Origin of the sequence: Vibrio sp. Vb1166, from assembly GCF_033338695.1 — a bacterium.
Lineage (GTDB): Bacteria > Pseudomonadota > Gammaproteobacteria > Enterobacterales > Vibrionaceae > Vibrio > Vibrio alginolyticus.
Genome location: NZ_JAWOTE010000034.1, coordinates 1 through 19680, shown reverse-complemented (window position 1 = coordinate 19680; position 19680 = coordinate 1). Strand labels below are relative to the sequence as shown.

16 protein-coding genes and 1 pseudogene are annotated in these 19680 nt (G+C 43.5%); 9 read left to right on the top strand and 8 right to left on the bottom strand.

Annotation, left to right across the window (positions count from 1 at the left end; all coding sequences use genetic code 11):
- Positions 1-179: 179 nt before the first annotated feature.
- On the top strand, positions 180-1634 hold the full coding sequence (modF, locus tag R7E51_RS21625) for a molybdate ABC transporter ATP-binding protein ModF (protein WP_206958532.1): 1455 nt from the start codon (positions 180-182) through the stop codon (positions 1632-1634).
- Here the strand turns inward: modF and R7E51_RS21620 are convergent.
- Positions 1622-3094: an EAL domain-containing protein gene (locus R7E51_RS21620; protein WP_005375659.1), complete on the bottom strand. Its 1473-nt coding sequence runs from the start codon at positions 3092-3094 to the stop codon at positions 1622-1624. The two genes, modF and R7E51_RS21620, sit on opposite strands and share 13 nt — an antisense overlap.
- A 348-nt stretch (positions 3095-3442) precedes the next feature.
- Here R7E51_RS21620 and R7E51_RS21615 point away from each other — a divergent pair, with 348 nt between their 5' ends.
- From R7E51_RS21615 to R7E51_RS21605, 3 genes are all read left to right on the top strand, one after another.
- Positions 3443-4177, top strand: a complete 735-nt coding sequence (locus tag R7E51_RS21615; RefSeq protein ID WP_005386192.1) for an IclR family transcriptional regulator — start codon at positions 3443-3445, stop codon at positions 4175-4177.
- Positions 4178-4183: 6 nt separating this feature from the next.
- Positions 4184-5023, top strand: coding sequence for an arginase (locus tag R7E51_RS21610; protein ID WP_033907142.1), 840 nt, complete (start codon positions 4184-4186; stop codon positions 5021-5023).
- A gap of 306 nt (positions 5024-5329) precedes the next feature.
- Positions 5330-8356 carry a DUF6701 domain-containing protein gene (locus R7E51_RS21605; protein ID WP_206958533.1) on the top strand — a complete coding sequence of 1009 codons (3027 nt, stop codon included), beginning with the start codon at positions 5330-5332 and terminating at the stop codon, positions 8354-8356.
- Between the two features lie 64 nt (positions 8357-8420).
- Here R7E51_RS21605 and R7E51_RS21600 read toward each other — a convergent pair whose 3' ends face one another.
- The 4 genes from R7E51_RS21600 to pcp form a co-directional block, all read right to left on the bottom strand.
- Positions 8421-9713 (bottom strand): DEAD/DEAH box helicase, encoded by a 1293-nt coding sequence (locus R7E51_RS21600; protein ID WP_005386186.1) that lies wholly within the window; start codon positions 9711-9713, stop codon positions 8421-8423.
- Between the two features lie 170 nt (positions 9714-9883).
- Positions 9884-10870 (bottom strand): CobW family GTP-binding protein, encoded by a 987-nt coding sequence (locus tag R7E51_RS21595; protein WP_170893312.1) that lies wholly within the window; start codon positions 10868-10870, stop codon positions 9884-9886.
- Between the two features lie 63 nt (positions 10871-10933).
- Entirely contained in the window at positions 10934-11197 is a 264-nt protein-coding gene (locus R7E51_RS21590; protein WP_017635759.1) for a hypothetical protein, read from the bottom strand.
- A gap of 197 nt (positions 11198-11394) precedes the next feature.
- Positions 11395-12033 carry a pyroglutamyl-peptidase I gene (pcp, locus tag R7E51_RS21585; protein ID WP_025768981.1) on the bottom strand — a complete coding sequence of 213 codons (639 nt, stop codon included), beginning with the start codon at positions 12031-12033 and terminating at the stop codon, positions 11395-11397.
- Between the two features lie 289 nt (positions 12034-12322).
- Between pcp and R7E51_RS21580 the strand changes: the two genes are divergently transcribed.
- From R7E51_RS21580 to trpB, 4 genes and pseudogenes are all read left to right on the top strand, one after another.
- Positions 12323-12571: a hypothetical protein gene (locus R7E51_RS21580; RefSeq protein WP_005375646.1), complete on the top strand. Its 249-nt coding sequence runs from the start codon at positions 12323-12325 to the stop codon at positions 12569-12571.
- Between the two features lie 306 nt (positions 12572-12877).
- Positions 12878-13090: a cold-shock protein gene (locus R7E51_RS21575; protein ID WP_206958534.1), complete on the top strand. Its 213-nt coding sequence runs from the start codon at positions 12878-12880 to the stop codon at positions 13088-13090.
- A 359-nt stretch (positions 13091-13449) separates the two neighbouring features.
- Positions 13450-13703, top strand: a pseudogene (locus R7E51_RS21570) (S1 RNA-binding domain-containing protein); the annotation flags it as partial.
- Between the two features lie 447 nt (positions 13704-14150).
- The gene (gene trpB, locus R7E51_RS21565; RefSeq protein ID WP_206958535.1) at positions 14151-15374 is read left to right on the top strand and encodes a tryptophan synthase subunit beta; all 1224 of its coding nucleotides are present in this window, start codon (positions 14151-14153) and stop codon (positions 15372-15374) included.
- 131 nt (positions 15375-15505) lie between these two features.
- Here trpB and R7E51_RS21560 read toward each other — a convergent pair whose 3' ends face one another.
- A complete protein-coding gene (locus R7E51_RS21560) occupies positions 15506-16963 on the bottom strand; it encodes a DUF3360 domain-containing protein (RefSeq protein WP_151515447.1) in 1458 nt (485 codons plus the stop codon).
- A 418-nt stretch (positions 16964-17381) separates the two neighbouring features.
- Between R7E51_RS21560 and R7E51_RS21555 the strand changes: the two genes are divergently transcribed.
- A complete protein-coding gene (locus tag R7E51_RS21555) occupies positions 17382-17798 on the top strand; it encodes a VF530 family DNA-binding protein (protein ID WP_005375544.1) in 417 nt (138 codons plus the stop codon).
- 151 nt (positions 17799-17949) lie between these two features.
- On the opposite strand, the gene R7E51_RS21550 is transcribed toward R7E51_RS21555, so the two are convergent.
- Positions 17950-19200, bottom strand: coding sequence for a DEAD/DEAH box helicase (locus tag R7E51_RS21550; protein ID WP_053307822.1), 1251 nt, complete (start codon positions 19198-19200; stop codon positions 17950-17952).
- A gap of 330 nt (positions 19201-19530) precedes the next feature.
- On the bottom strand, positions 19531-19680 hold a 150-nt coding region (locus R7E51_RS21545), incomplete at its 5' end, for a helix-turn-helix domain-containing protein (RefSeq protein WP_206958536.1).

Genomic DNA, 19680 nt, shown 5'->3' with positions numbered 1-19680 from the left:
TTGACAAGTTTACTTGTTACTTAATGACTCTAGTCGCATTTTTATCCTCTAATACAAGGCTTCGTTAATATGCACAAGACTGAGCACTGTTCAAAATTAATACACAAAAGCGCTTCCGTACTGAGTTCGTAAATTGTTATAAGTAATCCACTAAAACGAAAACAGGGAAGACAAACACAATGACTATTCACTTTCGTCAGCTTGCAGCTAAGAGAAACACGACACACTTGTTTATTGACGATTGGAAAATTAACACTCAGCAGTCTTGGGGGATATTCAGCGCGGATGGAGATATTGGCTCTCTGCTTGGAGACCTTATTTGTGATGAAATGTCACCAAATAGTGGGAAAATTGAGCTAAATGGGCTGTCCGTCGCGCAAGTGTCGTTATCAGAGCAACAGCGATTACTGGAAAGAGAATTAGAAAAGGATGATACGGATTTTCTTGATCGTATCGACCAAGGGAGCACTGTTTATTCATTAATCCTAGAGCAGAGCCAAGACACCAACTTAACTGAACAGCTAATTAATGATCTCGACCTAAGTCATCTTAAAGATAGTGGCTTCCGCGTTCTCTCTACCGGAGAAACCAGAAGAGTAATGCTCGCCCGAGCTTTAGCCACACAACCTGACTTAGTATTACTCGATAATCCATTTACTGGCTTAGATATTGCGCACCGAGCTGCTCTCGCTCGCTATTTACACTCGCTTTCTCAAAATGTGCAACTACTCGTAACCTTCTCTCGCGAATCTGACATGCCTGAGTGGATCAATAGCATCGCGCTTTTCAGTGCAGGAAAGCTTGATAGTACAATGGATAAGTCCAGGTGGGATAATCATCCAATCATTGGACAAATAAAATCTCAGTCAGAGCAACAGAGTGAAGAAATGATGAGCTTGATACGTCAGCATCAGCACTCGACGCCATTCAACAACCCAATATTTGAACTAAAGAATGGGACTGTTGAATACACCGATAAGAAGATTTTTACTGACTTGAACTGGCGCATAGACAAGGGCCAACATTGGCAGGTCAAAGGCCCAAATGGTTGTGGAAAGAGTACCTTACTTGGATTGATCTTTGGCGATCATCCGCAATGCTACAGCAATGACATTGATATTTTTGGTAAAAAGCGTGGTACTGGCGAGACAATCTGGGAAATTAAGCAGCATATCGGTATGGTGTCTTCAGCGCTACACCTCCAATATCGAGTCAATTGCAGCGCATTAGAAGTCATTTTGTCAGGATTTTACGATTCGATTGGGTTGTATAACCAGCCAACTCGCAAAGAGATGAATATTGCAAACGAGTGGCTCGATATCTTACATATGAGCCAGTACAAAAAAACCTCATTCAAGCAATTAGAGTACGGTCAGCAGCGACTATTACTGATTGCAAGAGCCATCGTGAAACAACCCACATTATTGATTTTGGACGAGCCGTATCAAGGGTTAGATTTTTTGGGTAGACGGTTAGTTAAGAACACACTTGAGCTCATCGCTAGAGAGAATTTAAGCCAACTATTGTATGTGTCTCACTACCAAGAAGACCGCTTAGATAGCATCAAAAATGAGTTAGAGTTTGTGTTTGATGAAAATGCTCAGTGTTATAGAGCTAACGTCTACCAATCATAATGACTTCGCTGCGCAAGCTGCTCATAAGGTAATGGTTTGGAGTACAGGTATCCCTGATGATATCTCACTCCCATCTTCTTTAAGTGTTCAGCTTGCGCTATGGTTTCCACGCCTTCAGCGATCAATTGTACTTGTAATTCTTCCGCGAAGTGAACCATCGCTTTTAAGACAGAAGCACTAAGGCTAGGAATACCAATGGTTTCGACAAAGCACTTATCGATTTTTAAGTAATCTATGCGCATGTGCTGTAGAAATGCTAACGAGGTTTGGCCAGTTCCAAAATCATCGATCAGCACATCAATACCATGCACTCGCAGCGCTGCAATGCATTTTCTCGCCTCTGAATCAATGAGCTGACGCTCCGTTATCTCTACCCCTAATGAGACTTTGTTTCGGCTCAACTGTCTGTCGAGCAATTGAATTTTTCTGATCGCGTTTGGTCCGACTAAATAACCAGGCGGCACGTTAATACCAAGGTGGACAGGCTGATCAAAGCCTAATTTACTGAAGTCCTCTGCCGCTTTATCCAGAACGAAATCAGTAAGTAAAAAAACCAATCCACTTTGCTCTGCCGCAGGGACAAACTCATCCGGAGAAATGAACCCCTTACTTTGATGCTCCCATCGCACAAGCGCTTCAAACCCGAATAACTGGCCGGTATCAACGTTAACTTGCGGTTGGTAATACAGGGTCAACTCTCCTCTTTTTATCGCTCTTTTAAGATCCAGTATCAAATTGCGATGGGGATCAATAAACTTATTCAACGCATACAAGCAAAGGTAGATAACGAAAATAATTGGAATTGAGTACAAAAAATAGGAAAGTGTTCTCTGTTTGACGAAAAGATCGCTGGCTTCGCTCAAAGCTTCATACTCAAACATTTGCGACGATTTGATACCGATAGGATTACTTCCCGCTCTTAATGCTCCTTCAGGTGAAACTTGATCATGGATAAACAGCGCAGAGCGTTTTAGGCGTAAATCGTTGTTAAACCCTATTGTCGCATTAAAGTAGTCATGATCGATAATCGTTACGGCTTGATAACCCCGCTCTCCCTCCGTTACCACAAGCAAGAACTGATCGTACAAGCTATCAACACTACCAAACGCTAGCGTTTGTCCCTTAGGAAAGGTGATGTGCTCAGCTAACGGTTTAGATATACTTCCCAATTTCGAAGAACAAGTAATGACTCCCTCTTTCACAATGAGCATTTCTTCAATATCTCGTTCAAACATTAAGCTTTGCTGGAGCTCTTCACATCGTTCAGGGTGTAGCAACGCCGTGCGGTTTTCTGTCTCTATTTGGAATAAAATTTCATCTGCAATTTGCACATTTTTTTCTAATAAATGATTGAGATTGTTTTGCACGCTTTCACGAGCTAAATACAAAACCTCTCCAATAACCAAGGGAATAGGCAGAAGAAAAATGATGGCTTTTTTAAAAATCGCCTTATTCAGCATATAAAAGTAACCTTTTATAAAACCGATTTACTGAGATGGTACCTCGATTCCGATACCCGCTAGCAACTCACGTTTTTTAACATTATTTGTTTGGATTAACTCAGTATGCGAAACGCTGAGTAATACCGCAAACTAAACAATGTCTTATTCACTCCTGTTCCAATTTAGTATCAAGCGCCTCAAACCTGAGACTTTAATTCGACACCATGTTATGTCTATCGGTACTTGCGAAAGTCTTTACCTGTCTGTTTCTCATCATGTAAGAATTACCCATTAAAATTATTTTTCTTTTCTCAGTGATTAAGAATTATATTTGTCGTAACTCCTACAACACGTTACAACACTCTCATGACGACAAACAAAGCTAATGCTAACCAGGTAAACGAAAAATCACTGCAGTTGTTAATGCAAGTTGCAGTTAGTCCGTTCCCAGTTTCTGCGAAAACGCTAAGCGAGCAATTGAACGTTCCTTTAAGCAGCCTTTACCGACACTTAAAACTGCTTAAAGAGTGGAACTTGATCGAAGAAAGCGTTCACGACAAGACATTTGTCGTTGGTCCGGCGGCATTATTACTCATGCACAGCTATGAGACCGCGCAACATGGGCTCGACATGGTCGAAACCATACTGGCTAGGTTGGTACAACAAACCGGGGAAATGGCCGCTTATATGGTACCAGCGGGTTATCGTGCGCTTTGTGTCAGACAGAAAGAAAGTATGCAGGCGCTGCGTTGCAGCTTCGTCCAGGGTCAAAGTCAACCTCTGCTGCGCGGTGCCTCATCTAAAGTGATGCTTGCTTTTATGCCTCAAAGTCGATGCGAGAAAATCTTGAGATATTTTAATCAAGATCACCGACGTGACGAGTGGGAAAAAGAGCTCACAACCATCCGTAAACACGGATATGCCGTCAGTACTTCTGAGATTGACCCTGGTGTTTCAGGTATTAGCGCACCGGTAATGAAAGGAAGCAAACTGATTGGCGCAGTCTCGGTGATGGCTCCGGCCCACCGAGTCGAAAAGGATAAGCAGCGCATTATTTTACATGTACTGCAAGCGGCAAGGGCACTACCACCAGAAAGGTAATTCATCATGTTAAGCTTTTTCAAACGCTATAAACTCCACCACACCGTGAAACAGCCGCAGCATTACCCTTTTTCTTTTATGACAGTGTGTGAGTATTTGCCACCCATGTCTAAGGGCGCGTTTGAATTAGCTGATCAAAGTTTGGAAAATGCTAGCGATTGGCTATACCAACAGCATGATCATGAAACCGCTGAAAACTTTGGTCACTTCAACCACGACAAGCTGGAGAATGGCGAGTTTCAAGAAGCGTTAAGCCTTTCGCTTTCTCGCCACTCAATTCCTGTTTTAGTCACTAACTGTACCGAGGCAATCTTGTCCATGTTACCTGTGGTCGTATCCTATCGAGACGAAGTGGGTGTCGTAAATATCGGGCATAACATGAACTTGAAGCCGACACTTGAGCCACGCTTAGGCTCTGCATTCCATTTTGCTCTTTCTCGCTATCAAAACGTACGATTGTTTTTTGCTGGCGTCAGTGAGCAAGAGACGAAGCAGGAAACGTGGGAATACGCGGAAGATCAAGGTTGTGATTGGGTGACCGAGAAAGAGTTTTCTTTTCGTCATCGCAATAACGTTAAGCAACAGATCGGCAATTACCTAGACCACTGCGACCAAATAATCATTAGCATCGACCTTGGATCTCTAAAAACCAAAAACAGCCTTGATGGCGCGTCAGAAATTGATATCCAAATGGTTCTACGCACGATTAGGCAATGTCTGGTTGCAGGTAAAGTGAGAGCAATTCAGCTCGTTGGCGATCGAGATTGCCTGGTCTATTCGAGACAAACGAAAGCCATACTAGAAGAGTTATATCAGATGGCTCCACTCATCGTTCACGCTGCCTAGCGTTATAAACATTCAGAATCAGGATCGCTTCCTTCCTGATTCTGAATCAACATGCTTACTTATTATCCTTAACTAACAAATGGTTACACATATAAATCGACACACATCACACTTGCCTCTTGAACTAACCTGGCACTTACGTTGTAATAAGGCCGCTAAACTTTGGTATGACATACGAAATAAAAAATAACCAAAGTTCAATAACTAAGCGGCTTCAAAACAAAAAGTACCGCAGCTATTCCAATTTCAGTGAGCATTTGCTCACGCTCGCTTGATGCCATCTTGTTCCACTCATTAGGACATTTGATGATGCGTCTTTGCAGTATTTTCGCTGCGGTTCTTGTTTTACCGCTAGCCTCACACGCCAACACCTATGACGTAAAAGATCTATCTGAGTTAGGTCAACTTTGCTCACACAAGAGTTTTAGTATCGAAAGCGATGGCACGACTTATCGCTGTACAGGGAAACTAGTCCTACCCGCTGGTGATAAAATTGTCTCCTCATTACCGGAAAAAGAGATAACATTAAAAGCAGATTATGGCATTGTGTTAGAGGGGAATAATACAATTGGTGAACCCAATAAACGTATCTCTCTACACGCCCTCGCTACCGGATTAACGGTTAACAATGAGAAAGCATCAAACCTCGACGATTACCAAAACAAACACACTGTCATTTATGGTGATCTTCTATCGGCATACCCAACAAAGCTTCATAACATTCTCATAGACGGGAATATTAAGCTAACAGGTTCGACACTTAACATTGATGGAACGTACAACACCATTATTGGTGATATTTCGACACACAGCACGACCAATATACTTAATACAAACATCTGTGGTAAGGTCGAATCACAAGGCGAAACACTACACCTAAAAACAAACCATCCTTTACAAGACCATTTTGTCGTCGGTAATGTTTCTGCGCACAACTCTCTGATTATAAAAGATATGTCGATCTATGGTACAGCTGAATCTGTAGGATCGTCAGCTACATTAAGTGGCTCATTCTATAGTTCCATCGCAGCAATTAAATACTTCCAAACATTGAACTTCAACAACGCTCCAAATCAGCCTAGTCAAGTTTGTGGTGAAATCCAACAAACGCCAGGAAGTGCACAAACGAAAGCACAAGACAACAAATACACGCAATACTGTGGATTGGGCGAGGCTGATTGTCACTACTCTTCCCAAGTCTGTCCAATCACCCCTCAAGATGTTCCGAATTGCAGCATGCAGCCACCATCAGAGAACGACTTCGACCTAAGCGTCACACCATCGGACGACATGGCACTGATGTGCGGCGACGATCTTCCGCAATTTACAGCAATGACAACCAATAATGGAGAAGTTGTAAGCGCAGAAGTCAGTGCAGCCCTATCACACCCTGACTTGTTCACTTTAGAGGTGATCAAAGGTCAGCAGACATTAAAAGCAAACCAATTTATGTCTGACGACAATGGTGAGCTCGTTGTTCGAGTGGTCCCGAACGATATTGATACCATCGCGTTAGGTACTAACTACACGCTGACTTTCACTATGGCAGAAGACACCAGCAAGCATCAAACTGTTCGCTTTATGTTTACGCCATTTATGTTTGAGGCCTACTCAAAGACGAAAAGCGCAACTTTAAATGAAATACGCGTTATTGCAGGTAAACCAGAAAACGTGCATACGCGATTGCTTGCTTGTGCCTCCACCGGCGAACCTGTAGTGGCAAGCAACTACAATGGTACGCCTAAGATTTTTCATCCATTGGTTCAACCATTAGGAGGAAGTGAAGGAAACTTTAGCTATTCAGCGGAATTTAAAGACGGCTTGTCTGAACATGGTCTTATCACGAACGAGTCCGGCATATTTGAAGTGACATTGTCCGATCATTTTGAATGTGAGGGATTTGAAGAATGTCCAGAAGAAGGCAAAGTGGAAGTGAAAGGGACATTTAATGTGCACTCGCGACCATGGACACTCGCTATTTGTGACAACCAACGTGCTTTGCCTTCTGGCACCTCTGAACAAGGAGAAGGGTTTCTTGCTGCCGGAGAACTTTTCTCTCTAACGGTGAAACCAATCATTTGGCAACCTGACGGCTCTGTAAGTGGGTCTGTTGAATCAGCACGCTATTGTGATGCTTCTATCACCCGTAATTTTATGCTTGATGACTCTCCAGCAGCATCGGTTGTCTTGTCGAGTGAGCAACATACGCCATCAGAGACAGCGAACCAAACCTCAAAATTGCTAAAAAGTAGTGACTCACTGGCTCAGGCGCATAATTCAGCCAAGAATGATCAATTCGTCTTTAATGGATTATATTGGGAAGAAGTCGGGAGCTTGAGAGTAAAAGCAAACCTAGAAAGTAAATATCTAGGTATGACTGTGAACGAAGGCTATCGTTACGTTGGTCGTTTTTACCCAAAATATTTTCAAGTGCAAGACCAAGAATGGCACTACCCACATGGCCAAACTTTTGCTTACATGAATCAACCTTTTGAGAAAGTCACTTACGATGTTGTCGCACTCAATGCGAATAAGGAAAACGTGAAGAATTACGTCCACTTTTCGTCTAACCTTCAACAACATTTCGATTTAGGCGAGCTAAGCTCATACTCCGATCGGTTTTTGCCGCCTAAGCCTAAGAAGGTAGACTGGAAACTACTGGGTAGCGCGAGTGTTGGAACGTTTGTTATAGAGAAGCCCTCGACCAATGCGACTTGTAACAATAGCCCATGCTGGAAAAAGAACACGACAGATAAGCAATATCCTGATGGCCCATTTAATAAAGGGACTAACAGTGACAGCAGCAAAATAGGTATAGTCACGACTAAAGCCGTTGATGAGGTAAACTTCTTCGACGATAGCGAAGTACTCACAAAACAACCAGACATTCGATTCGGTCGTTTGAACTTTCAAGATGTAGTTGGCAACCAAGGCATGGTGATCAAAGTGCCACTTGCTGTAGAAACTTGGCAAAACGGTCGATTTATGACTAACTTCGATGACAGCTCAACAACGGCGAATGGTGAATATTACTTCAGCACGCCAATTTGGTCGAATGCGCCTGCAAACAACGCCCTGCTTTCTGGCGTTGGAACGATGAGTATTGGCAGGATAACCGATATCGTTGCAAGCCAAATTGACTCAGCGCGCGAGCAAATACAATTCCATCTAGATTTAGACAGCTCAGGTAATCGCATCCCTTGGCTGAAATACGATTGGGATAACACGACAAGTGAAGAGGAAAATCCACCTGTTACAGTTACGTTTGGTATTCACCGAGGAAACGATCGCATTATTTATCGTGGTGAGCCAAATATGCTTGGCCTAAATTAACGCGAAACGACAAAACAAAAAAAGCCCCTCAATTGAGGGGCTCTTTTCACACAGACTGTGTAATTTACTTTGCGCCACGACGCGCTTTCAGGCGCTTTACCATAGCAAGACGACGCTCTGCCGACCCTTGGTCTGTTGCCGACTGGTTCGGGTTATTACGACGACCTTGACGATTCTTAAACGCTGGTTTTGAGTGCAGCTTTTCAATGTAAGATTCACGCTGTTTTGGTTCATAGCCTGCAAGCTCAATACGGCGAATGCGTTGCTGGATCAGATTTTCAACCTGAACAACCGTGAGCTCTTCATCTCGGTTTACAAATGAAACGGCATGACCTTGTTTACCTGCACGGCCTGTACGACCAATTCGGTGAACGTAATCTTCCGCTAGGAAAGGCATGTCATAGTTCACAACGTGAGGTAAATCTTCAATATCTAGACCTCGAGCAGCGACATCGGTAGCCACCATGACACGTGCTTTACCGGACTTGAACTCTTCTAACGCACGACGACGAGCACTTTGAGCACGGTCACCATGACAAACCACCGCTTTGATACCATCAAGTTTCAGCTCTTTTACCACTTCGTTTGCGGTCTCTTTGTAGTTCACAAATACCAACACTTGTTTCCAGTTCTTACGACCAATTAGCTCTGAAAGCAGTTCCGTTTTTCGCTCTTGATCAACTGGATATAACACGTGAGCAACTGTCTGTGCTGTCGTATTCGCTCGCTCAACTTCAATACGCTTAGGCTTACGCAGGATATCTTTTGCTAACAGATTTAGTTGGCTCGAAGTCGTTGCTGAAAACATCATAATTTGCGGATCAGTATCCACATCTAGCATGATCTTACGAACTGCATGAATAAAGCCCATATCCAAGATACGGTCTGCTTCATCAAACACCAAAAACTCTAAGTGTGCCACCGAGACATTACCTTGTTCGATGTGTTCTTCCAATCGACCAGGTGTAGCCACAAGGATATCAACACCATTTTCCAGTGCCGCAACCTGAGAAGACATTTTACGGCCACCGAAAATCGCCGCCACCGACAGATTGGTGTACTTCGTATAAGCTTTGATGTTGTCAGCAATTTGTTCAGCAAGCTCGCGAGTTGGAGCCAAGATAAGTGCACGAGCAGTCTTACGAGAAGCGCTACGGTTACTGTCTAACAACTGCTGAATCATAGGCAGAGAAAACGCAGCCGTTTTACCAGTACCTGTTTGTGCTGTAGCGAAAATATCATGGCCTTTGCGAGCCATTGGAATCGCCTTCTGTTGAATTGGCGTTAACTTTTCATAACCGCATTCTGCCAGTGCTTTAACCACTTCTGGCGCAAAACCTTGAGATGAAAATGACATTGAGCGTATTCCTTAAACAAACCACTAAAAATAGCTTTAAAAATTTAGCCGTGCACTATACCCGAATTTGAGTGATTTATCTCACTTTTCTCATTGAAATCCTACAAAAGAAAAAACGGTGAGCACAGATATATTAGTGGTTCACCGTTTTCGTTTAACCTTTGCGCGATTTAATGTTTGATGCCAGATAACTGAAGGAGAATTCGCTCAAGCTCATCCCATGGCAACAGCTGAGAATCTATCACTTCTAATCGTGATTCAAAGCCTTCTAAGCTGATTTCATTCACCGACACGACTCGGTTGGCAACATTAAACGCGTAACAACCTTGATCCGTATTGACCACCGCTTTAACACGTTCAGCCGTTAAGTCCGAAAGCATAGAGAAAAGCTTTTCAAAATCAAACTTATACTCTGCCCCAAACAACCACCCACAACTAAAATAACCCTGCCCTTTGTTCTCTTTGCGCACAAAGGCTTCACCAGGCGCCAACTGGAATTGAGGCTCTTGATGAGCGTGGTCATGATGATGTGACTCGATATGGGAAGAAGCGCTGCCGTAAACACGCTCGATATCCAAGACTTCTATCGGTAACTCACCGTCATGAATAAGCTTACTGAATACTTTTGAAGGGGATTGGTCCGTCACCCAGTCATTAAACACATCAATGTCGTGGCTGGAACATAGGTCAACCTTACTACCAATAACCACATCTGCACTGTCTAACTGGTCCACGAAGTTTTGGTTAGAAAGATACTTTTCATCACTTAAGTTACGCGGATCAACCAAGGCAATCGTCGCTTTAAGATCAACGTAAGGTTCATACTGCTGTGAGGTAAGCGTCGCGATAACCTGTTTTGGATGACCAAGGCCTGTCGGCTCAATCAATAAACGGTCCGGTTTTTGGCGCAGTAACGCGGTAATACCGACCGACATTGGCACGCCCGCCGTACAACACATACAGCCACCCGGCACTTCTTTAATCAGCGCACCTTGGTCGGTCATCAATGCACCATCGATGCCAATCTCACCAAATTCATTGACCAAAACCGCCCAGTTTTCGTTTTCCGGTTTGTTCTTCAGTAGATTTAAAATCGTGGTCGTTTTACCGACACCCAAAAATCCGGTCAGTATGTTGGTTGGTACTCGATTTGACATGCTTATCTCCGACACGTTAGTGCATTAATGCTCCAGCAAAGTATACGGAGAATGTGACTCGCTTCAACGCTTTTTATCGCGCTCATCAAGCTCATTGCGTGATGCGTGGGTATACATTTTTTGAGAATGATCAGAGTGACTTATCAACTCTGAACGCTTCATATCAGAAAGATACATACTGGTGTAAATGACGCAGGCAAAAAACGCGATAATAGCGACTACAATGGGAAGAACTCCGAGTGTATTTTCGAATTTAAGCGCAGCGATAGCCAATGCGAAAACAACGACAGAGATAAGTGCGATAGACTTACTTTTGTTGCTTTTCATGATAACTCGCCTTTCGTAAGGGTAGCCCCTAATACCTCCTGTATTAGGGGAGTGCCAGTTTGAACAACATCCAACCTGACTATTCAATGCTACTCCTTTCGCTACTTGTGAAATTTGACAAAGCTAACATTTATTACAACATCAAACGATGAACTTATTACTAGCTTTCAGACACTTAGTGGACTGTAAAGCACTTACTAGCAAATCGACCCGCCGCTGACCAATATGTCGTTTTCATTGGCAATACAAACTTGCGCCACCAGCCTTAGCCCTTCGACTATCATCTCCAGAGACATGGAAGGCTGACTGCCATCTACTGCTTGTTCTGGCAATAATGGGATATGAACAAACCCATGACGAATAGGTTTGTCTTTTAGATAATGTTGGATCCCATAAAAAAGGTGGTTACATACAAATGTTCCGGCACTGTTGGAAATCTGGCTAGGTATCCCCTGCTTTTGCAGCGTTTGAACAATACGCTTTATCGGCAGTGTCGAGAAGTAAGCATCAGGACCATCAGCCACCACGGGTTCATCAATCGGCTGATGCCCAGCGTTATCTGGAATACGAAAATCATCGACATTAATTGCGACACGTTCTGGGGTTATCGCGCTACGCCCGGCCGCTTGCCCTACAGTAATTACACAGTCTGGCTGGTGCGCTTCTATTGCTTCAATAACGACTTTCACCGAGTCATATCGAACTACGGGGACTGGGCAAGTAACTATCACACCGCCTTTTATGGCCGCAGCCTCTAATTGCTTGACCGCTTCTAAGGCGGGGTTAATGGCGTCACCACCAAAAGGTTCAAAACCGGTAATCAGGACTTTCTTCATAACAGCCTTTAGGAAAAGAGTTTTACAAATTATTGCACTCCCCTTCACCCCATCCAATAGCAAAAGTATTGATGAGATAAACCAGACAACATTATGTGACTCATGTCTAACCAGAGAGTGTTTTCTGCCCCATTGAATCTAGGCAAGTTCCGGACTATCGAGACTAACTTATTGATGATTAGTGGCAGGGCAAAGTTCTCTCATTACATGACGCACGTAGAAGCTTGGTTTCCACGCTTAACTTAGGTAGAGTACGCGACCGCAATGCAATTCGAAGAGATTGAATACAATGAATATTGATAACCATGTAATCGAAACGATTGAAGAGTTGGAGGCATTTCTGCATTTAGTAGAAAGCGGCGCTCTAGGCCTTGAAGGTGTCACTGGCGTTGCGCTAGCCACCTCTAATACCGATGGCCGTCCATTTGTTGCCGTATTAGGAGAAAAGCACCAATTGCTCCTTGGCCGCTGGGTTTCGCAGCACGTATATGACAATGGTAAAGACATCGTTCGTAACGGCCCAACCAGAAAACACTAAGCGCTCGACGCCACCTATAACATCACGCCGTCTTATACACCAAGCGTATGCTTTGAAAGCAATGCGCTTGGTGTACTCAAAAAATAAAAAAGAAAAGGCTAGCCTTTATTAATTTTGTCGGTATACTGCACATCAGCTCTTACGGAAAGAGCTATTAATGTAATTAAAGATCAAAGTTTCTCTCAGTTCCACATCGAATTCCTCGTTTACGTTCCTGCGACAAAATAGTTATCTCTAAAATCATATAGTAGCACTTGATATTAGCTAAAAATTCAATATTTAAAACAATCAAATATAGAGGTATCTATGTCTAATAAATTAACTGGTTCAGTAAAATGGTTCAACGAAACTAAAGGTTTTGGTTTTATTTCTCAAGACAATGGCGGTGATGACGTATTCGTTCACTTCCGTTCTATTGTTTCTGAAGGCTTCAAAACTCTTACTGAAGGCCAAAAAGTATCGTTCGTTATTGAACAAGGTAACAAAGGTTTACAAGCAGCTGAAGTAACTGCACTGTAATTCTTTGTGTGGCATCAATGTTGTTGGTGCCACAACCCCCTTCCACTTGTTACTGCCCTTACTATTCTCTATCTAAGTTTATATAGCCAAATCACTTACCTCTCCCACACCATCATTAATCACTTTCAATAAAGTCACTTTGGTATACATCTTTAGGTAATCACACAACCTACCTTGCAATTCCAGTTTGGAATTAAATTAATCTCATTCATATCTGAATCACTTCGCCTCATGCTTTGCTCATAAAAATAAAGTTTATAAAATAAAAGCGATTGGCGAATATAAGAGAAAAAATGAAATTAAATATATCTGCTCAATCAATAAATTCTAATAACTACGAGCACATAATCCCTAGCTGAGAGATTGAGTTTGCACTGAAATGTCATTACATGAAGCCATTTATCGGACAACACTTCATAGGGACAGCGTGTGGAGTCACACACTTCGGGGTATTTGTTGAGTTAGAGGAACCGAAGGTCTCATTCCTTTATCAACTTTCCAAAATGGTGAGTTCGAATTTGATGCAGTCAAACAAAAAATTTCTAGCCAGAGCACCACGTTTACTCTAGGAGCTAAAGTGCACGTGTTGGTTAAAGACGTCGATTCGAAATAAAGAAAGATCATGTTCAACTTAAAAGATGCGGAACACGCGGTAGGTTAGCCTGTTTTAGGTTACTTTCTAATCCATTAATCAAAAATAAAAAATAAGCTTTTAATACCGCAATTAACTTGTGACATTTCGCTGACATCGACTCATTCTAAAACCCTAATATCTGACAAAGGAAACGAATCTAATTTTTGTTTCCAGACACCATCGCAGAGTGTATTTCCAGCACTCTGTTTGCCTCGAGAGGTTCTTATGACAGCCTAGGATCTCTCGGGGCTTTTTTGCACCTATTCAAACCACCTGATTCTACATCCCAACTATTATCCCCTACCCAAGCTGTACTTTTTAACTAGTTCACTAGATCGACAATTGTTATTTAAGCAACTGATCACACAACCTCTTCCAAATTTTGGGTATAAAGTATCAATACTTTCGTTAACTAGGATGTAAATAATGAAAAACTCGTTTGATCTCACTATGCCCAACGAAGAAGGATACTTTGGTGAATACGGTGGTAGCTTTGTTCCACCTGAGCTTGAACAAATCATGCATGACATCAACGCAGCTTATGAGGAATGCAGCAAAGATCCTGAATTTAAAGCGGAACTCGCTCGCTTGTATAAGCACTTTGTTGGACGACCTAGCCCAATCTTCCATGCGGAAAACTTGTCTAAAAAATACGGAGCAGACATCTACCTAAAGCGCGAAGACTTAAACCATACAGGCGCACATAAAATTAACCACTGCTTAGGGGAAGCCATTCTCGCTAAAAAGATGGGTAAGAAGAAACTGATTGCTGAAACTGGCGCAGGGCAACACGGTGTTGCGCTTGCTACAGCCGCGGCATTGGTTGGCTTGAAATGCGATATTTACATGGGTGAAGTTGATATCGCCAAAGAACATCCGAATGTCGTCCGCATGAGAATCCTTGGTGCTAATGTCATTCCTGCCACTCATGGGCGCAAAACCCTCAAAGAAGCGGTAGATTCTGCATTCGAAGCTTATCTGAAAGATCCTGATACACAACTTTATGCGATAGGCTCTGTCGTTGGCCCTCACCCATTCCCTAAAATGGTGAGAGATTTCCAATCAATTATCGGTAACGAAGCACGAGTTCAATTCAAAGAAATGACCGGCAAGTTACCCAATAATCTCGTCGCATGCGTTGGAGGTGGTTCTAACGCGATGGGGCTATTTACTGCTTTCTTAGAGGATGAACAAGTCGCCATTCACGGCGTTGAACCTGCGGGCCGCTCTTTGCAAAAGGTTGGCGAGCATGCTGCAACACTCACACTCGGTGAGCCAGGTATCATGCACGGATTTAAGTCTTACATGCTTAAAGATGCACAAGGTGAACCTCAGGAAGTGTACTCTGTAGCAAGTGGCTTGGATTACCCATCGGTTGGACCTCAGCATAGTTACTTAAAAGACATTGGCCGTGTCAATTACAGCTCAATCACCGATGACGAAGCGATTGATGCATTCTTTGAGCTGTCTCGTGAAGAGGGAATAATTCCTGCTATTGAATCCTCACACGCTGTCGCTTACGCAATTAAACTCGCGCAGCAAGGAGAAACCGGCTCGATTTTGATCAACTTATCAGGCCGTGGTGACAAAGACATTGATTTTGTCGTTGAACACTACGGCGCAAAATACGGCATTGAATCACTCATATAGCCTAACTCCGTAGCCTAACCCTACATGCAAAAAGCTACCTGGTACTAGGTAGCTTTTTGTTTTTGTCTACTATTTTAAGAAGCAAGTCCCTTTACTCACTGTTCTCACTATACCTTTAGAGCATAATTCGATTAACCGATAAGAGCTGGAATGCCTGGAAGCTGACCAACAATAGCAAGGGAGCCTGCACAAACGATAAACGCAGTGCCAGGAATCAGATATTTATCTTTGCGCGATAGTTCGTTAGCACGCTCATGGTCGCCGATAAGCCCGAGGTTATCCAACAGCATCGTGATTGCCCAACCGAAGACTGGATTAACGAATGCACAGGCAAAAATACAGATACCTGCACTGAGTGAATCTTTATGCTTATGGATCATCTGCATACCCGCTTCAAGGAGTGGTAAGAATACACCCACAATCAAAGCAACGCGCAGAACAGGTTCCCACATTGCTAGATCCATTGGGTAGCCAATTACCGCCGCCGCAATACACATGAAACCCGTCAACAGAGCGCCACCTGGAATAGGACGCTTGGCAATTGCGGCAGGAATCATGTACGTTCCCCAAGAAGAAGCTAGGTTTCCGCCCCCTAAGAGTGAACCAACCCCCTGACGAACAGATGCTCCGACCATCGTGTCGTCGACATCCATGAGTACACCTTTCGCTTCTTTTGGGTAGTTAAGTTCTTGAAACACACGATGGCCGAGATAATCAGGGGACCACATAGCGACTGCCAGTAGAGCAAATGGAGTCACGGCAATAAAGTGCTCTAGGGTTGGCCAGCCTAGTTGCCAGCCTGTATCTTCCCCCCACCAGTAGAATGGACTGAAATTAGGCAGGCCCGGTTCTGTGGTAAAAGTGAATTCCGCTCCCATCATATAAGCAACAATACCCGCGAGTGCAGAGCACAATGGGATAGCGAGCCAACGTTTATTGATCTTGGCTAAGTAAGCGTAAACCATAACGGTTAGGCCTATGACCACAAACGAAATGTAACCTTGGTCCGTACTTGCAGCCCACGCTTCCGTCTTATTAATTTGCCCGAGCAACCCAACGGCACCAAGGTAGATCAACAACCCTCCTCGAACCCCGATACCAGTCAGAGTCATGAGTTTAGAGCCACCTTTGGTTAAAGCGAGAATTAAACCAAAAACACATACCATCAAACCTAGCGCGAGAGGGTGCCCTCCTGCAGCTGCGATCATAGGAATCAGCGGTATCATTGGGCCATGGGTTCCCGCTAAGTTTGCATTCGGGTTTAGGATGGCAGAAAACAGAATGACGAACAGGGCTCCAGCGATAAGCAATTCGTAACGCACGTTTTCTGCAATGAATTCCGGAGATAAACCAAACTGAGCAGCAAAAGCGGAAACCATGGCAGTGACCATCACCACTTTACCAATGGTCGCTGCTAATGCAGGTACCCAGTCTTCGATTTCAATACTGTAATCACGTGAGGGCAAATGAATTCCCCAGCGACGGAAACTCATGACGGTTAAATCATGATTTAGAAAGTCTTCTCGGCTTTCAAATTCATGCGGTTTTTTGCGCACATCCCTGTAAAAAGTCTTACTTTTGTCAGACATTGAGTCATCCTTTTATGTTTCAACGTTGAACTACGTCAACTAGAGTTTCGCTTGGTAGACAGACCTTCGACCAATACGAGACAACACCCACATCAAACTTCTAGGCCATACTAAGATAGCGGCATGAACCAATTTTGATTTTGAGCTTATTAAGCATGTGTTGCTATGGGTAGGAATATTAGACATTAGTAAAAGAACAACAAAAATCTCACTTATTACACAATAATTTAACATTGAACTAAGACGCTTGAACTTTTATGAGTCATTTTTGAGCAGAGAGCCAAGTAGAACGGCCAATTCCGATTTATACTTTCAAGGTAGAGATCACTGTGCTCGCATCCATCGCAAAGTAACTATAGATATCTCTGCATTGTATACTTTGTTAAACTCCGCCCTTTAATGAGTAAGGCCCTTAAAAATGATGACTGACGAAGAGAGAATCGAGCTGCAACAGAACAATCCACTGCACGGGTTAAAGCTAGAGACTATGTTGCAAGAGTTAGTAGATTTTTACGGCTGGGACATTCTAGATACAGCAATGCGTTTTAATTGCTTTAACACTAAGCCTTCGATTGCAAGTAGCGTGAAGTATTTAAAGAAAACCGAATGGGCGAGAGAAAAATTAGAAAACTTTTACCTTTATCGCTTTAAGCGTATGCCACGCGCGAGCGAAGAAGAATACAACTTACCACCAAGAGCTCGTACCTTCCCTCATGGCCTTGAACCTAAAGAGCCAATGCCGCTAACCGTTGACTCTATTCTTAAGTCACAAGCTAAAGCAGCGTCTGCATTTAAAAAGCGTTCACCTCGCGGACGCCCTGCTCGTCGCCAATAACACTATCTTGAAAAGCAATAGAGCCCTACTGGTAGCTCCAGCAGGGCTCTATTGTTCTTTAAAGGAATGGCTAGAAGCGAAGACTCAAGCTAGTGAGCATTCCCTTTCTCCAGCAACTCCCGTAAGTAAACTCACATGTAGTTTACGTTTTCTATTGATTACGCTTTTTCTTCTTTTTACCCGTACCTGCTGGCTTCGCTCGCGGCTTCATTGGTAAAAAGTAGGCTTCACTCTGATCGTCTTCCACTTCAAAACCGACTACCTGCTCGCGTTCAAGTTGGAACTTATTTTTCTTTTCTATCACTTTGAAATGGTGGTAGTCGTCGTAATCGATAAGAGATAACCCTAAACCTACTTCACCAGCACGACCACTACGACCGATTCGATGCATATAATCAGCAGGGCTACGCGGAAGATCGAAGTTAATCACCACTGGAAGTTTTTCAATATCAAGGCCGCGTGCTGCGATATCGGTGGCAATAAGAACTTGAATCTCGCCAGACTTAAAACCGTCAAGGACACGAGTACGAGCGCCCTGCCCTTTATCACCATGGAAAACTTCAGCGGTAATACCGCGTTTTGACAATTTTTGAGCTAAATGGTTACAGGCATTCTTAGCATTCACAAAAATCAAAGTCTGTCGCCACTGGTGCTGTTTGATTAAGTGCGCGAGTACCGCCGTCTTCTCACCTTTATTTACACTAAACACGCGCTGCACCAAAGTGCTGGCTTCTGCGCTCTGCAACTGAACTTCAACAGGGTCGCGGAGCAACTGCTGAGCCAGCGTCGTGACTTTATCAGGGAAAGTAGCAGAAAATAACAGCGTCTGTTTCTTCTCTGGGAGTAACGCAAGAATCTTATTCAGTTCTTCGGTAAATCCGAGGCTCAACATACGGTCAGCTTCGTCAAGAACGAGCGTTTCTACTTGGCTCAACTTAATCGCGTTACTGGATACCAGATCAAGTAATCGACCCGGCGTAGCTACGATAATGTCACAGCCACCGCGAAGCGCTAGCATTTGTGGGTTCACCGATACACCACCAAATACGGCAACCGTTTTGATCTTATCTCTAAGATGGTACGAGTAAGATTTGACGTTGTATGCCACCTGTGATGCCAACTCACGAGTTGGAACTAAAATCAGGTGAGAAACGAAGTTACCACGGCGATTGTTTGATCCGTCTTGCTGAACAATTTTTTGCAAGATTGGCAGCGAAAAAGCAGCGGTTTTACCAGAACCCGTATTGGCACCACCAATAATATCTTTCCCTTCAAGGATATCAGGAATAGCACGGGATTGAATAGGCGTCGGTTGGCTGTATTCCAACGCTTCTAGTCGCTCGACTAATGTTGGAATCAGGCCAAGATCGGCAAATGTCGCTTGCTGTGTTTTATCTGTCATTACGATGAGTGGCTCAGTGCTAGTAAAGGCCGTGTATCTTATGCTATTTCGCGTCTGGATGTTAGAGATAATGGCCCAAACAGAAGATTGGTGAAAGAAGCACTATAGGGTTCAGGAATTTCCTTTCACTAACATGAGTTAATGGTTTCGGTAACCAATACTCTACGACCAAGATGGTAGCGTTCGCGACGAATCTATCATCCACTTCGAAATTGATTTCAGCTCATTTGGGGTAGAAAGAAGCTAGAAGCACTTGCTTATGTTGGGTGAGTAAATGTATGTAAAGCCTCAGTACATAAAAACGAACCTAATTTAGGTAAGCTCTGGCAACTATATGCCACGACTCGAAAAGTAACGCGTGGGTGAATCGCCATAGACCCGACGAAACATCGCAATAAAGTTACTGGGCGTCGAATAACCTAAAGCATGTGCAATATCTCCCACCGATTCCCCTCGAGCTATCATTTCTAATGAATGTAT

What these genes read in the sequence shown, in the direction of transcription:
- modF (WP_206958532.1), top strand. Translation starts at nt 180, where the DNA reads ATGACTATTCACTTTCGTCAGCTTGCAGCTAAGAGAAACACGACACAC.
- R7E51_RS21620 (WP_005375659.1), bottom strand. Translation starts at nt 3,094, where the DNA reads ATGCTGAATAAGGCGATTTTTAAAAAAGCCATCATTTTTCTTCTGCCT.
- R7E51_RS21615 (WP_005386192.1), top strand. Translation starts at nt 3,443, where the DNA reads ATGACGACAAACAAAGCTAATGCTAACCAGGTAAACGAAAAATCACTG.
- R7E51_RS21610 (WP_033907142.1), top strand. Translation starts at nt 4,184, where the DNA reads ATGTTAAGCTTTTTCAAACGCTATAAACTCCACCACACCGTGAAACAG.
- R7E51_RS21605 (WP_206958533.1), top strand. Translation starts at nt 5,330, where the DNA reads ATGATGCGTCTTTGCAGTATTTTCGCTGCGGTTCTTGTTTTACCGCTA.
- R7E51_RS21600 (WP_005386186.1), bottom strand. Translation starts at nt 9,713, where the DNA reads ATGTCATTTTCATCTCAAGGTTTTGCGCCAGAAGTGGTTAAAGCACTG.
- R7E51_RS21595 (WP_170893312.1), bottom strand. Translation starts at nt 10,870, where the DNA reads ATGTCAAATCGAGTACCAACCAACATACTGACCGGATTTTTGGGTGTC.
- R7E51_RS21590 (WP_017635759.1), bottom strand. Translation starts at nt 11,197, where the DNA reads ATGAAAAGCAACAAAAGTAAGTCTATCGCACTTATCTCTGTCGTTGTT.
- pcp (WP_025768981.1), bottom strand. Translation starts at nt 12,033, where the DNA reads ATGAAGAAAGTCCTGATTACCGGTTTTGAACCTTTTGGTGGTGACGCC.
- R7E51_RS21580 (WP_005375646.1), top strand. Translation starts at nt 12,323, where the DNA reads ATGAATATTGATAACCATGTAATCGAAACGATTGAAGAGTTGGAGGCA.
- R7E51_RS21575 (WP_206958534.1), top strand. Translation starts at nt 12,878, where the DNA reads ATGTCTAATAAATTAACTGGTTCAGTAAAATGGTTCAACGAAACTAAA.
- trpB (WP_206958535.1), top strand. Translation starts at nt 14,151, where the DNA reads ATGAAAAACTCGTTTGATCTCACTATGCCCAACGAAGAAGGATACTTT.
- R7E51_RS21560 (WP_151515447.1), bottom strand. Translation starts at nt 16,963, where the DNA reads ATGTCTGACAAAAGTAAGACTTTTTACAGGGATGTGCGCAAAAAACCG.
- R7E51_RS21555 (WP_005375544.1), top strand. Translation starts at nt 17,382, where the DNA reads ATGATGACTGACGAAGAGAGAATCGAGCTGCAACAGAACAATCCACTG.
- R7E51_RS21550 (WP_053307822.1), bottom strand. Translation starts at nt 19,200, where the DNA reads ATGACAGATAAAACACAGCAAGCGACATTTGCCGATCTTGGCCTGATT.